11 protein-coding genes are annotated in these 11942 nt (G+C 46.0%); 2 read left to right on the forward strand and 9 right to left on the reverse strand.

What is annotated here, in order from left to right:
- Positions 1 to 222 precede the first annotated feature (222 nt).
- The 4 genes from H6F56_RS21045 to minC all read right to left on the reverse strand — a co-directional run bounded on the left by H6F56_RS21045 (position 223) and on the right by minC (position 3869).
- A complete protein-coding gene (locus H6F56_RS21045; protein WP_190672209.1) occupies positions 223 to 1086 on the reverse strand; it encodes a choice-of-anchor L family PEP-CTERM protein in 864 nt (287 codons plus the stop codon).
- Positions 1087 to 1585: 499 nt separating this feature from the next.
- The gene (gene minE, locus H6F56_RS21050) at positions 1586 to 1951 is read right to left on the reverse strand and encodes a cell division topological specificity factor MinE (protein ID WP_190672212.1); all 366 of its coding nucleotides are present in this window, start codon (positions 1949 to 1951) and stop codon (positions 1586 to 1588) included.
- Positions 1952 to 2071: 120 nt separating this feature from the next.
- Complete coding sequence (gene minD / locus H6F56_RS21055) at positions 2072 to 2878, reverse strand: septum site-determining protein MinD (RefSeq protein ID WP_190672215.1); 807 nt, start codon at positions 2876 to 2878, stop codon at positions 2072 to 2074.
- 187 nt (positions 2879 to 3065) lie between these two features.
- Entirely contained in the window at positions 3066 to 3869 is an 804-nt protein-coding gene (gene minC, locus H6F56_RS21060) for a septum site-determining protein MinC (RefSeq protein WP_190672218.1), read from the reverse strand.
- Positions 3870 to 3946: 77 nt separating this feature from the next.
- Between minC and H6F56_RS21065 the strand changes: the two genes are divergently transcribed.
- Positions 3947 to 4501: a hypothetical protein gene (locus H6F56_RS21065; RefSeq protein WP_190672221.1), complete on the forward strand. Its 555-nt coding sequence runs from the start codon at positions 3947 to 3949 to the stop codon at positions 4499 to 4501.
- A gap of 189 nt (positions 4502 to 4690) precedes the next feature.
- On the opposite strand, the gene H6F56_RS21070 is transcribed toward H6F56_RS21065, so the two are convergent.
- From H6F56_RS21070 to H6F56_RS21090, 5 genes are all read right to left on the reverse strand, one after another.
- On the reverse strand, positions 4691 to 5284 hold the full coding sequence (locus tag H6F56_RS21070) for a pentapeptide repeat-containing protein (protein WP_242032104.1): 594 nt from the start codon (positions 5282 to 5284) through the stop codon (positions 4691 to 4693).
- Between the two features lie 114 nt (positions 5285 to 5398).
- Positions 5399 to 6742 (reverse strand): four-carbon acid sugar kinase family protein, encoded by a 1344-nt coding sequence (locus H6F56_RS21075; RefSeq protein ID WP_190672224.1) that lies wholly within the window; start codon positions 6740 to 6742, stop codon positions 5399 to 5401.
- A gap of 348 nt (positions 6743 to 7090) precedes the next feature.
- Positions 7091 to 7738: a hypothetical protein gene (locus tag H6F56_RS21080; protein WP_190672227.1), complete on the reverse strand. Its 648-nt coding sequence runs from the start codon at positions 7736 to 7738 to the stop codon at positions 7091 to 7093.
- Positions 7739 to 7961: 223 nt separating this feature from the next.
- Positions 7962 to 8561: a Uma2 family endonuclease gene (locus tag H6F56_RS21085; protein WP_190672230.1), complete on the reverse strand. Its 600-nt coding sequence runs from the start codon at positions 8559 to 8561 to the stop codon at positions 7962 to 7964.
- 143 nt (positions 8562 to 8704) lie between these two features.
- A complete protein-coding gene (locus H6F56_RS21090) occupies positions 8705 to 10927 on the reverse strand; it encodes a phosphoketolase (protein ID WP_190672233.1) in 2223 nt (740 codons plus the stop codon).
- Between the two features lie 466 nt (positions 10928 to 11393).
- On the opposite strand from H6F56_RS21090, the gene H6F56_RS21095 reads away from it, so the two are divergent.
- On the forward strand, positions 11394 to 11852 hold the full coding sequence (locus H6F56_RS21095; protein ID WP_190672236.1) for a hypothetical protein: 459 nt from the start codon (positions 11394 to 11396) through the stop codon (positions 11850 to 11852).
- Positions 11853 to 11942: the final 90 nt, after the last annotated feature.

The raw sequence follows: 11942 nt of genomic DNA on the forward strand, positions 1-11942 counted from the left end.
CCGGAAATTTGGGGAAATAGAAAGCTAAGGATAAATCAGTTTAAATAATCTTGTGCTGTGAATAGAATAAACGCTGCCGGCACATAGTTTTTCTGATAGCAGAATTTAGGCTTGCTTGCTTTCTTTGAAAAGCATTCAAACGGGAGAAGTTGTATAAAACTTTACTAAGCGCTTTGCTTTGGAAAAAGCGCCTGAATTTTCACAAACAAGTGCCGGTGAAGATTAAAATTTTTGTTTTCTTTGGTTTTTGCGCCCTTTTAGGAAACCAATCGCGCCGGCACCCACTAACCCCAGCACCACACTGGGTTCGGGAACCGCCTCAGCCGGTGGCGCTGTGCCGAGAGAACCGCCTTTGAGAAATACGGCAGAGTCCATGAAGCCATCACCGGCATCTTTTATCTTGATCGAGAGCGTGTTCCGAGAATTTTTGTTAAGCAGACCCTCAAAGGCCAGAGTTTTCGTATAACCATCTAACTTGGTCAGGGTATTCGCGCCGGCAGGATTGTTGATAAAATCCGGGTGATAAGTTCCGCTGCGATTTGGGATGAGGTTTGAGATCGTCGCGTCTTGCCCGTCGCTCAACTTCGCTAAATTCGTGCCATTCAGCAAAAGCTCAAAAGCGTCGTTGTATTCAGATCCGCCAAATTCCACAAACTCTTCCGATCCAAAGACATATTGGAAAAACACCTTATCTGCAGTGCTGTCGGCGTCAAAGCTGATATCTAAGCTAATCGAGTCGTCAACGTCCCCTCCAACTCCAAAATCGGTGCTTAAATCGGTTGCATAGTCAAGGTTTCTTCCGTCTTCCGTATTCTCTCCCGGGATATGGGCGACGTTGCCTGTACTGAGAACGATGCCTGATCCCAGCTCAAAAGGATCGCTCTCGAAAATTCCAAAGGCATTAGCATTTCCTATCGGGTTGACTGAAAAATTGCTCAGTCCAGTGGTGTCACCCAGCAAGGACTGCAGTAAAACAGAACCGTTGTTGTTTGGGGTAATGCTGAACCCTCGTGCCGGTGCGGCTGCTGTGCCCAGGAGTGCAGTCAGGGCAACTGCTGTTGTGGCGGTTGTTTGTAAAAGCTTCATATTGTTGTCGCTCCGGAAGGCTAGATTTTGAGCACCAGAAGACGGCTAACCATAAAGCGAGACTTCTGGCATAGATGAAAGCTGTTATTAGCTGTCAAGATGGTTAAGTTTATTGCTCTAGCACGGAGCTAGATGTCACCTTAATTTCTAGATTCGCATACATTTTTGAAAAAACCCAGTATTTTTGCGGAAAAGTTCCCGCTAATTATATTAAAAAACTTATAAGTGGACTCGGCAAAATCGCCCAACGCCTGAAGATTTCTAAATTTCAGGAGTTTATACCTATTATCTAAATTTATACATCGCTAAAGCACTGGAGTAAAAATATACTCAACAAATAACTTTTGTTAGAACTTTATAAAATTTTCGTTCTTAAATTTTTTGATATATGAGCCGGCAGCCGCGAAGTAGCCGGTTAAAACTCTATTGGTTTCGCTGTCTGTTTTGTTAAAGTTGGCGTTTGACTTATGCAAGTTAGTTTGGGAAAGTTCGCAGCAATTTATTCAATAGGCGTATCGTTATCGCTCTCCGACACATCTGCCTGAGCGCGAGCTTTGCGGATAGGCAGATTATTGTTATCACTTTCTGGTGCATCCGCGTTGGCTCGAACTCGGCGGATAGGCAGGTTAGCGATCAAGGCTGTTGCCCGTTGACTGCTTTCTAAAGCAAACTCTAATCCGTCTGTCTCAATTTCTACATAACGAGAGACGACTTCTAGGATTTCTCTTTGCATAGATTCAATCATCTCCGGAGACAAGTCCGCCCGATCGTGGGCGATCACCAGTTTGAGCCGGCGTTTGACTTCCTGACGACTGTTGTCAGCACCGGCTCGAAGAAAAAGTCGCTCTAGAAGTTCGCTGATCATGGGACTAGGGGCTAAGGGCTAGGTGGGAGTGGGACTAGGGTTAGGGGTTAGAGGGTACTCAAAACTCAGGACTCAGAACTCAAAAGCTCAACACTCAGCACTCGCTTTTTGCCAAGATCCTCACCTAATTTTGGCTGAAAACAGTCTGCGAAGGCGGGCAAAGATGCCGTCGTTATTCCCAGAGAGATCGAGAAATTCGACTTTCTGACCTTCGAGGCGTCTGGCGATGTTGTCAATTGCGGTGCCGGCTGTGGAAGATTGTTCTGATAAGACCAGAGGTTCGCCCCGGTTGGTGGAAACAATGACTTTTTCATCATCCGGGATGACGCCAATTAAGGGGATGGCGAGAATTTCTTGCACGTCTTGCACTGACATCATGTCATTAGCTTGTACCATTGCCGGTCGTAGCCGGTTGACGATCAGGTGGATGCGCTTGACACCATTGGCTTCTAGCAAGCCCACGACACGGTCTGCGTCACGGACGGCGGCAATTTCGGGGGTGGTGACGATCAGGGCTTCTTTGGCTGCGGAGATAGCATTTTGAAAGCCTTGCTCAATGCCGGCGGGACTGTCTACTAAAACATAATCGTATTTGGTTGACAACTCAGTGATGAGTTGTTTCATTTGCTCTGGGGCGACGACATCTTTCATGCGGTTTTGCGCCGCCGGCAGCAGGACGAGGCGGGGTTGCCGTTTATCTTTCACCAGCGCTTGCTCAAGCCGGCACTCTCCAGCGAGAACTTCCACGGCAGTGTAGACGATGCGGTTTTCCAAACCCAGAAGCAAGTCTAGATTTCTTAAACCAAAATCGGCATCAACGAGCGCCACCTGGCGACCCAATTTAGCCAGGGCCATTCCCAGATTAGCTGTACAGGTGGTTTTGCCCACCCCTCCTTTACCAGACGTAATGACAATAATGCGACTCATGAAATGGTAAAACTCACGAACAGACTGCCGGTGAACCGAGATTTGGCTTTAACTGAAACCAGAGCGCTCCCTGAAAGTTATTTTCTGATATTTGGGCATTGGGCAAAATTAATAGAACTCTATTAATATTGCGCTTAGCGGTTTAAATGTAGCACAGGGAAGGATTGAGGGGAACACACCGGCACGCTCACCTTGAGGGTGATATGAGCTGGTTTCTAGAAAAATCCGCTACCTTGGTGATGCGAATTCCTTGGGGCGTCACGTAAGCCACTTCTGGGTAATATTGCGCCGGCGGTTTTTCCGGTGCTCTGGCAACAAAGTCGGCAATGCGAATTTGGGTAGGTTCCATTTGCAGCGCCATGATCGCGCACTGAGCTTTGCCACCGGCACCGGCATGAGCCACTCCGCGCAGCCGTCCCCAGATCAGGATATCTCCTTCTGCTATGATTGCTCCCCCTGGATTCACGTCTCCCATAAGGATGACGGTGCCGGGGTGGCGAATTTCTACGCCTGAACGAACGGTGGTTTCTAAATAGAGGGGATCGGCAAACGCTTGAGCCGGTGCTTCGGGGTTTGGCTGTAGGGGGGTTTGGGAGGAGATTTGTTCGACTGAGTAGCCGGCTGTTGCGGCTGCTACGGCAGTTTGGCGGCGGCTGGTGTGTACGCGAGTCAGTTGGAGTTGCGCTTCACCGAGGGCGTCTGCGAGGGCTTGCAGCTGGCGCACATCCAGCAGCCGATCACCGGCGATCAGGTGAACTTCAGTGCTGGGCTGCCAAAAGCGTTCGCCGGCATTGAGCCTTACCTTTATTTGCTGCCAGATTTCTTGCCAGTTGCTTGCCGGGGTTTGGGTGCCGGTGTTTTCGCTTTCAGGCGGCAAGAGTAACAGTAGCTTTCCGTCCTTACTTTTGAACCGCACTTGCTGATGGCGACTGATTTCGCGGGGGATTTCTGGAACAGTTGGGACGGTGGTGGGAGAAGAGTCGGAAGTCATACGATTTTAGGGTTGAGATTGGAAATTGCGGCCACCCTGCGTGCGAGCCATTTATTTCTAAGCTTTTCGGTTGGAACTTGCAGCCAATTCTCGGTTATATTAACCCAAAATTGATTAATTTTTTGCCTTCAGGTGCGCTTGTGGAAATTTTGGAAAAAACACCCACTAAACTGATCCTCCGGCACCGTCCTTTAGGGCTGTGGTTCATTGCCGGCATTTGTGTTATTTTGATTCCTTTTTTGCTAATCGCACTTGCGGTAACGAATACTTGGATTTTTTACTTGTTTTGGTTTCCTTTATTGCCTCTTTTTTCTATTTTATTCGGTGTATTTATCTGGTTTTATGCAGGTCAATCTATTAGTTGCAATTTTGATAAGACGCTGGGTATTGTTACGCTTAAACGGCAGAGTTTGCGTCAGACAAAAGTGGTGGAATATTCTTTGAGAGATATTATAAATGTTGAGTTGGATTTAAGAACTCGTGGGGCTGCTATTAATCAAAGGATTGTTTTGGTTTTGCGGACGGGTCACGCTCAGCCTTTAAGTTTAAATAATAATGCTGATTGGAAAGATAAACAAGCAACTATCAACACGATTCGGGAGTTTTTGGGGATGCCGATTAAAGAATTCTAACGAATAAAATGGTGTATTTTTTAAGCGCAGATAATAGCCCAGCGTGCCGTTAAGCAAATGCAGATGAGTGGGAAGGTGCCGGCACATAATATCCCGATGATAAACGCTGATCAGGTTGATAGGGAGATAGCGTTTGAGTGTGGACTTTTAAGATGGTGGTCAGCGGTTTATTTGGGTGCCAGCACTATTTTATTGACACCGGCCTATATTTCTTCTATTGGGCATAATTGTCCCGCAAAAAGAAGCGCCTTTCGCGTCAATTTCTCTCATGTAAGCATTTCCGAAGTTAGCTTGCGTCAGGTTAGCACCTCTTAAGTTGACTCGAAACAAACTTGCGCTTCTCAAGTCAGCACGTGTTAGATCTGCTCCCTGCATATTGACATCGGTCAATCCTTCAGTCCTGAGTTTAACATCGCTTAAATTGGCATTAATCAGATTAGCGCCGGTTAAGTTCACATCATCCAAATTTGCTCCTCTGAGATCGGCATTACTCAGGTTAGCGTCTTTTAAATTGGCTCCTCTGAGATCGGCACCCTTCAAGTTAGCGCCATTCAGGTTTACGCCTATTAAGATGGCTTGTGGTAGTTGTGCCCCACTTAAGTTCATGCCCTTTAAGTTGGCATCTTTGAGCCGGCATCTCACACATTGGTTGGTGCTAATCAATTGTTGAAGATGGTTGGCATTTTGAGCGTCAACTGAGGCGGTTAATATCAAAGAAAATGAGAGGGCAAAAATTACTAAGGGTTTAAGCTTTATCATGCTTTGGCAGGAGAGATTTTTCATAAGAATATTTGCCGGGTAAAATAGCCGAAAAGTGCGAAAATATCAGGATTCGGGCGCACGCGCCGGTGCGCCCTGATCATGGGGTGGGCAAGATGACGCGAGAGGGAAATGCTTCTATTTGCTAAGCCGGCGGTAAGTGGTGGCTAAAGCATCGGCATCCCCAACGTTGCCAGGAAATAGCACCACCGGCAGGTTAGGAAATTGGGGGTGATCGGCGGGAGTGCGTACCATTGAACAGCCGGGTAAAATTTGGCCGAGGAGTCGTGCTGAAGTTATGGCTAAGCCGGTGCTTAAAACGTCGTTGGAAGTGATGCCTCCTTTACTAATCAGAAAACCGATATCTGCCGGCAACCCGCGCACAATATCCATCAGCAATGCGGAAACATCCGCACCAAATTTCAGGCGAGTTTGAGGTGTGTCAAATGTGATTTCTTGCCGGCTGGTGTAAATGACTGGGGTTTGACCGGCTTTGTGCGCTTGATGAATTTTTTGCAGAGTTTGGTGTAGCAAAAAGGCACGTAATTCGCTGGGATCGGCGGCGGAACCGACGGGGTGGTTATCAAGCAAAGTAACGATATCTACCTCTATACCGACGACATTTTCCGCTTGCAGGAGACTTTCAAGTTGCTGGGTCGTTTTTTTGACATGAGAACCCACGATTACTGCACCGGGTTTGCCTTCTCGCACATATTGCGCCATGTCTTCTGCAGCAACCGGCTGAGATCCCAGATTCGCAAGGGATGTTAAAATGCTGGCGGCGCTGCGAAACAAAAAGCGTTTCCCCTCGCCGGCTGCTGTGAGGATATCGGCTGCGAATTTATCGAGATCGGCTTGGGTTTCGCCATCGACGGCGCAGCAAGTGTTGCCGGTTAAATTCCTCAATCGTTCGAGGCTGCCGGTGCGAATTTCTTCCAGCAAAAATCGCTCAACGTTGCCGGCAGCAATTCGCCCTTTGGTTTTTTCTTCCACATAATCGGGTAAGTAGCTGTGCCGATAGCCAAATACAGAGTCGCGGGCAAATTCGGTTTCATGCACCGGCGTTTCAATACCATCGACGATTAAATAATGGACGCTGTCGCGGGTAATTCTCCCCCCCTCAAAGAAGGCAGGAACGAGGAAATGGGCGTCAAAAGGGCCAAGTTCTTCAGCGATTGCATCGGTTTCTACGGGATAATGTCCCCGCAGCGTAGAATCGGAACGGCTGACGACGAGAAAATCTTGGATATTTTCTGCGGCGATTGCGGCTTTCAAATTGTGGCAGACTTCGCGGGTGACTGCGGTGGCTTGTTCTGGGGTGAGTGCTCTGGTGTTGGTGAGCACGAAGAAAATGGGGGAGTCGTCACGCAACCCCAGCTTCAGGGTGTCTGTATCCCAGCGAGTCAGTAGCAAGCAACTGTGGACGGTTTGCGAGCCGGTGGGGTCGTCATCAAGGACAATAATTTTAGGTTTGCTTGTCATTTGTTGTTTGAATGCTAGCTTTGCAATTTTCTCATCTCTGATTGAATACTGAGAGGAATTTGCCGTGATTGATTTAATGTTTGTTGGAACTCGATTACCTATTGTGCCGGCTAGGCGGTTTAATTGAGTTTTTTATATCCATACTTTTATAGTGATTTTTGAGATTTTTGGAAATTTTTTAACCACAGATTCCGCAGGTGAAACTTGAACGACAAGCGCCGCACATTCCAGTTCCACCTGCGTCCACAGATAAACAGAGATAGTTTAACGGCTGGGATTCAAGATAGATTGCTAACTTGATATTTTTGCAAGAGGTTGAATATGCCCGTATAAAATAGTACCGCTTCTTTAGCTGATACGTCGATCTTGTAATTTTCTCATTTCAGCTTGGGCGCTGACTGCGATTTGCAAGGCTTCATTGAGCAGCCGCCCGTGTTCACTTGCTTTGTCACTAACTTGCAAGGCTGCTAAAGCGGTTAAGTTATTGGCAAAGAGTTCAGGATTACGAGAAATAAAATGTTTGTGCTGCCTGAGAATTCGCTCGGTTCTCAATGCTCGCACTAAATCTTCTCGTGTCAGTTCTAGTGCTGCGATTACATTGTCCCTGTCTTTTAAATAGACTTCTGGATTGCCAGCTGCTTCGATTTCATCGTTGATGTCAATTGCTTTGATGACATCATTATACCGCTCAACGTCATCAAATAAATTTACCAAATTTTTATTTTTATTACTGAATTTGAATTTTTGGATATCACCAAAAATTAGTCCGATTGTTGCCAAGAAATATATAAATACCAGTAAAACAAGATGCTCGGGGAATATGTAATTTAAGAAAATCCCACTAATTCCCATTAATAAGCTGATTAACAAACTTTGAGAAATTTCTGATAAAAACTTAGCAGCAGTCGGAGGTCTTAAAACCTGACTAAATCCGACTCCGCACAGGCGCTTCAGTTCTCCTTTGGAAATTTCCAATCCTTGCAAGTCAGGTCTCACAGGCGAGTTTTCCTTTGATAAAATTACTAGCTGAGATGCTCCCTGCTTTTTCGCGCTTTTTAAATGCCGGTGTTATCTGGCGTTAGCCTGCTCTTTACTTTAATATATTTAGCTCTTGTCAGCGCTGATCCCGGCAGAGGCAGATGATTACTTCTAGTTTAGCCGGCTCATTCTCTATGCCGGCAAGTGTGCCGGCAATCTTTTGATGGCTACGGCGCTTCCTCTATCGCTGCCGGCGGATTTCCTGTAAAAATTCTGTTCTTGCCTCAAGCCTTGAAGGCATTCTCACACAACGCGTGAGCAAGTCTATTTCTAACTCTGGTAAAAATTCACTGCGAGAAATTTGTTCATACTTCTGATCACGCAGCCGATGCAGGGAAAGCTGATTATCTTCCCAAAACCACACTTCTATAATTTTAAAGCGCTTATACTTTTCTAACTGATCTATGTTGCTCCTGAGCATGACAACTTCTATTGCAATATCAGGTAGTTCTTTCTTTTTTCCAATATCATAAGATTCTTCGATTTCAAAGGAAACACTTTTATTTTTTTCTCGTATATTAGTGCGGCTTTGATGAATAAAGCTCGTCCCTTTATTAAAAAGATAAGTTTCTAATAAAGAACATAAATTTGTTTTTATCGTTTCATGTTCTGAGCTATTGGTGATAAACTCTATCCAGCCATCAAGATAAGAGATCCGCAAAGCCGGCACGTGTGCCATTAAAGCTTCTATCGCTTCAAATTGTTCCCAACTGTGATGGCCAGGAAGTAGAAATCGCTGTTCTTTAAGGGGCAGAATTTTTTCTGATAAGTGTGGAGTCATGACGTTGAAAATCTGGAGAAATTGGTAAATAAACTGAACTTCTAGCCATTTCTCTCTTCTGCCATTTCTTTCATCCGTCCGTTAATTTTTGCCCCAACCTAAGTGTAAATTAGGCAGGGGCAAAACATCACATTACATCCAGTTTAATGAACTAACTCAATTGCACGTTTTGTTAATGTTTCCGCAGTCAACCCATTAAATGCCATTAACTCTCCTGCGCTTGCAGTCGTTTCCCCACGCTTCCAGGCAAACGTATCGCGCTTACTATTACTCCGCAACATAATCGGTTCCAGCATTGCAGCCGCGCCACCCGTTACGCCAATTAAGGCACCTCCACCAAACAAACGCTCAAATCCAGCATCATCTAAGAAACCACCATCGGCTTCCGAACAAGTATCCCACGCAACATCATGAGGCCGGTAGAGCCGGCGAGGATTGATAATGGAAACAATCCGCACACCTAAACCTTCCGTTTCCAAGAAAGCAGCAGCCTCAAACACCGGCATCAACGTCATGTCGCCAATAACCGCAAATACCACCGTTTTCTCAGTCTCGCTGCCCTTAACTTCTTGCAATACCACTGCCCCATCCCGCAGCCCTTGACGAGTTTGCTCAAATGTGGTGTGAATGGGCAGTGGTGACTTACTCGAAGTAATCACAATTCCCTTATTCCTCGTCGTCAGCGCCCATTCATAGCAAGCTTGAATGCTATTGGCATCAGGTGGAAATAGGGGGAAAACATTACCATTTCGCATCATCGAAGCAAAATAAGCCTCAATTTCTGGGCGTTGGTGAGTCCAGCCATTGCGCCCTTGTTCCAATGCGCCGGCAGTAAATAAAGTAACCGTTGAAGGTGTTGAACGGCGCAATTCTGCCATTGCTTGCGTCACCGTCTGCCAAATTGGTAAACCATTGATTGCAAACGACTCGTAAGAACACCACAAAGAACGAGCACCCATCAAACATAACCCCACCGCCAAGCCGGCGCAGGCATCTTCACTCAACGGTTCGTAAACTTGCCCTTGCGGTGCCTGATTATAGAGATCGTCAGAAGTTGGGTGGATAATCTTCAGCGCTTGGTTAATATTGGCAATCCCAGACGCTTCATTACCATCTGCATTCGTCACCAAGAAGTTGCGATCGCTTTGTCCCACTTTGCCAACCAAACGCCCCATCGCCGTCGTGGAAACCTGCGGAGCACCGCCAACTGCATACTCTTCCAAGGGCAAATCACCCAACTCAGCCACCGGCAGCTCAAATTCTGTGACAACTGTCTTGGCAGCCGGTCCTCCCCCCGCACGTTCCGCATTGGTTCGCACTAATGCCCATGCTTCCGGAGAAAGGGCGCGTTGTTTTAACGCCGTGATCATGTGAGGTGCGTCTAGGGTATCTTTAGCATACAAATTGTGAGATTTGGCCCCCAGCGCATGAACGCCGGCACCCTTCAACTGCTTGATAATAAACACCGTCAGTGTGCCACCCAGTGCCGACTTCGCCGCTTTATCGACCCCTGAGAGTACCGCCTTTGTAAATGCCAAGCGCTGCTTAAACGAGAACGCTGTGCCATCAACATAAGCCCCAGACTGGTTTTGATCGTCAAAGTCCTTGGCATCTACCAAAATCACTTCTTTAAAGCCATTGCCTTTCCAATAGGCAATCATCTCTTCATTAGATTTGGTAGAAACCATGCTGTGATGTTCTTGGGAAAAGCCATTCCACACCAACACCGGCAGGAAATTCGTCACACTCGGATAAGCCGTATTGAAGTGCGCCATACTGCTCATCGGGTAAGGTTCACCCATGCCACCATCCCCAATCGTGAACGGGAAAAGCTTATCTCGGTGCAAAAGTGCGGCTGCCATTGCAAAGTGCTGCCCTTGTCCAAGAGGGCCGGCGGGGGCTAAAATACCGGGAATAAAACCGGATAAATGACCTAAAAGACCGTGCTTTTCCCGAAAGCGATCCCTTAACTGCTGCACAGTCTCAATGCCCATATCCTCCAGCGAGCGATCGAGGAACATGGCGCTGTAAAAGCCTGGGGCATGGTGTCCCACTTCCGTGAGGATATTTTTGTACCCTAGCATGACCAGAGCGGCGTAGGCTTCGGCTTGGCTGGCAAACCCGCCGGGGTGTCCGGAAGCTTTGCTGCCGGTGACTTGCAGAGTCAGATAGCGCAGGGCGTCGGCAGCGAGTAAAGTTTGGAAGACGGCGGCTGCATCATTGGGATCTGCAATCGCCCCTTTGCCTTCTGCGATCGCCGGGGTTTTCCCGTAAGTGTCAAAATCGGGCAAAGCTTCGCCAAAATGCTGAATTCCCTCACAAAAATCTGGCGCGGCTATTGTTGATGCTGGGGTTGTTGCGGTCATGCTGATCTACCTAAATGATGTTACTCGTTGAGTAATTTTATAAAGATTTTACAACTTAGGTGTTGTTAAAATTAATCACTTATGTTTTATGTATAGATAATAAGCGTCAATATATAAATGGGTATCGCAGATGAGTTCTGCCTGATTAAGGCATACGTCAGTTCCCAAAGTCGGTAAGTGAGGCAGCGGCGGACTACTCGGATTTACATATAACTCAAGGGACTCTCTAACTGTTTAACTGACTTGCAGGCTCAAAACTCAGGACTGACCACTGTGGATAAGTGTTAGTAAATACCTATGGCTAAAATTAGAAATATTATAAGTGCTTTAAAAAATAGTTATTCTGTACAATAAATCATGTACTTAATTTTTAGTGAGCAATATGCTTGGAAAGCGTGCTTCATCAAAAACTTTACTGTTTGTAATTTCGTTGCTTCTTCTGTTCAACGTTTCTCAAAATCATATCATGGCTCAAGAAACGCAAGCTAAAGTAGAATGGTTGGAGTATGGCGATTTTATTAGATTCGTTCAAAGAAGAGAGGTAAAAGCAGTCTTTTTTAATTATGATCATACTCAAGCATATATTACCTTTAAAAATGATCGTAAATCTTATACAGTTATACCAAGACATCCTGAGTTAGTTAGCATTTTGCTTCAAAATGATGTTAATATTTCAGTTGCAAAGCCCTATAAACTATCCCAGAGCAATAACGAGTCTTCCAGCTCAATTAGCTCGACTGCTATAAAGGTCTTAGCACTAATATCATTAGTAGGCTTTTTGATATTGTTCGTAGGGTCAAACAAGAAATATTCTCAGTTTCAGACTCAAGCCCTAAAAGAAACTGAAGCAACTACTGAAGCCATCAAAGAAAATAATAGATTGCTTAAAGAAGTCATTGAATTACAGCAAATTCGAAGTCTATGAGGTACAGTAGCAGCAATGTGTAAACCAATTTTTGAGATGTTCGAGATTCATTAATTGAAGTGCTAGTTTAATTAAACCATCAACTCCAGA

It is taken from the genome of Microcoleus sp. FACHB-672 (genome assembly GCF_014695725.1).
Lineage (GTDB): Bacteria > Cyanobacteriota > Cyanobacteriia > Cyanobacteriales > Oscillatoriaceae > FACHB-68.

What these genes read in the sequence shown, in the direction of transcription:
- H6F56_RS21045 (WP_190672209.1), bottom strand. Translation starts at nt 1,086, where the DNA reads ATGAAGCTTTTACAAACAACCGCCACAACAGCAGTTGCCCTGACTGCA.
- minE (WP_190672212.1), bottom strand. Translation starts at nt 1,951, where the DNA reads ATGATCAGCGAACTTCTAGAGCGACTTTTTCTTCGAGCCGGTGCTGAC.
- minD (WP_190672215.1), bottom strand. Translation starts at nt 2,878, where the DNA reads ATGAGTCGCATTATTGTCATTACGTCTGGTAAAGGAGGGGTGGGCAAA.
- minC (WP_190672218.1), bottom strand. Translation starts at nt 3,869, where the DNA reads ATGACTTCCGACTCTTCTCCCACCACCGTCCCAACTGTTCCAGAAATC.
- H6F56_RS21070 (WP_242032104.1), bottom strand. Translation starts at nt 5,284, where the DNA reads ATGAAAAATCTCTCCTGCCAAAGCATGATAAAGCTTAAACCCTTAGTA.
- H6F56_RS21075 (WP_190672224.1), bottom strand. Translation starts at nt 6,742, where the DNA reads ATGACAAGCAAACCTAAAATTATTGTCCTTGATGACGACCCCACCGGC.
- H6F56_RS21085 (WP_190672230.1), bottom strand. Translation starts at nt 8,561, where the DNA reads ATGACTCCACACTTATCAGAAAAAATTCTGCCCCTTAAAGAACAGCGA.
- H6F56_RS21090 (WP_190672233.1), bottom strand. Translation starts at nt 10,927, where the DNA reads ATGACCGCAACAACCCCAGCATCAACAATAGCCGCGCCAGATTTTTGT.
- H6F56_RS21095 (WP_190672236.1), top strand. Translation starts at nt 11,394, where the DNA reads ATGGCTCAAGAAACGCAAGCTAAAGTAGAATGGTTGGAGTATGGCGAT.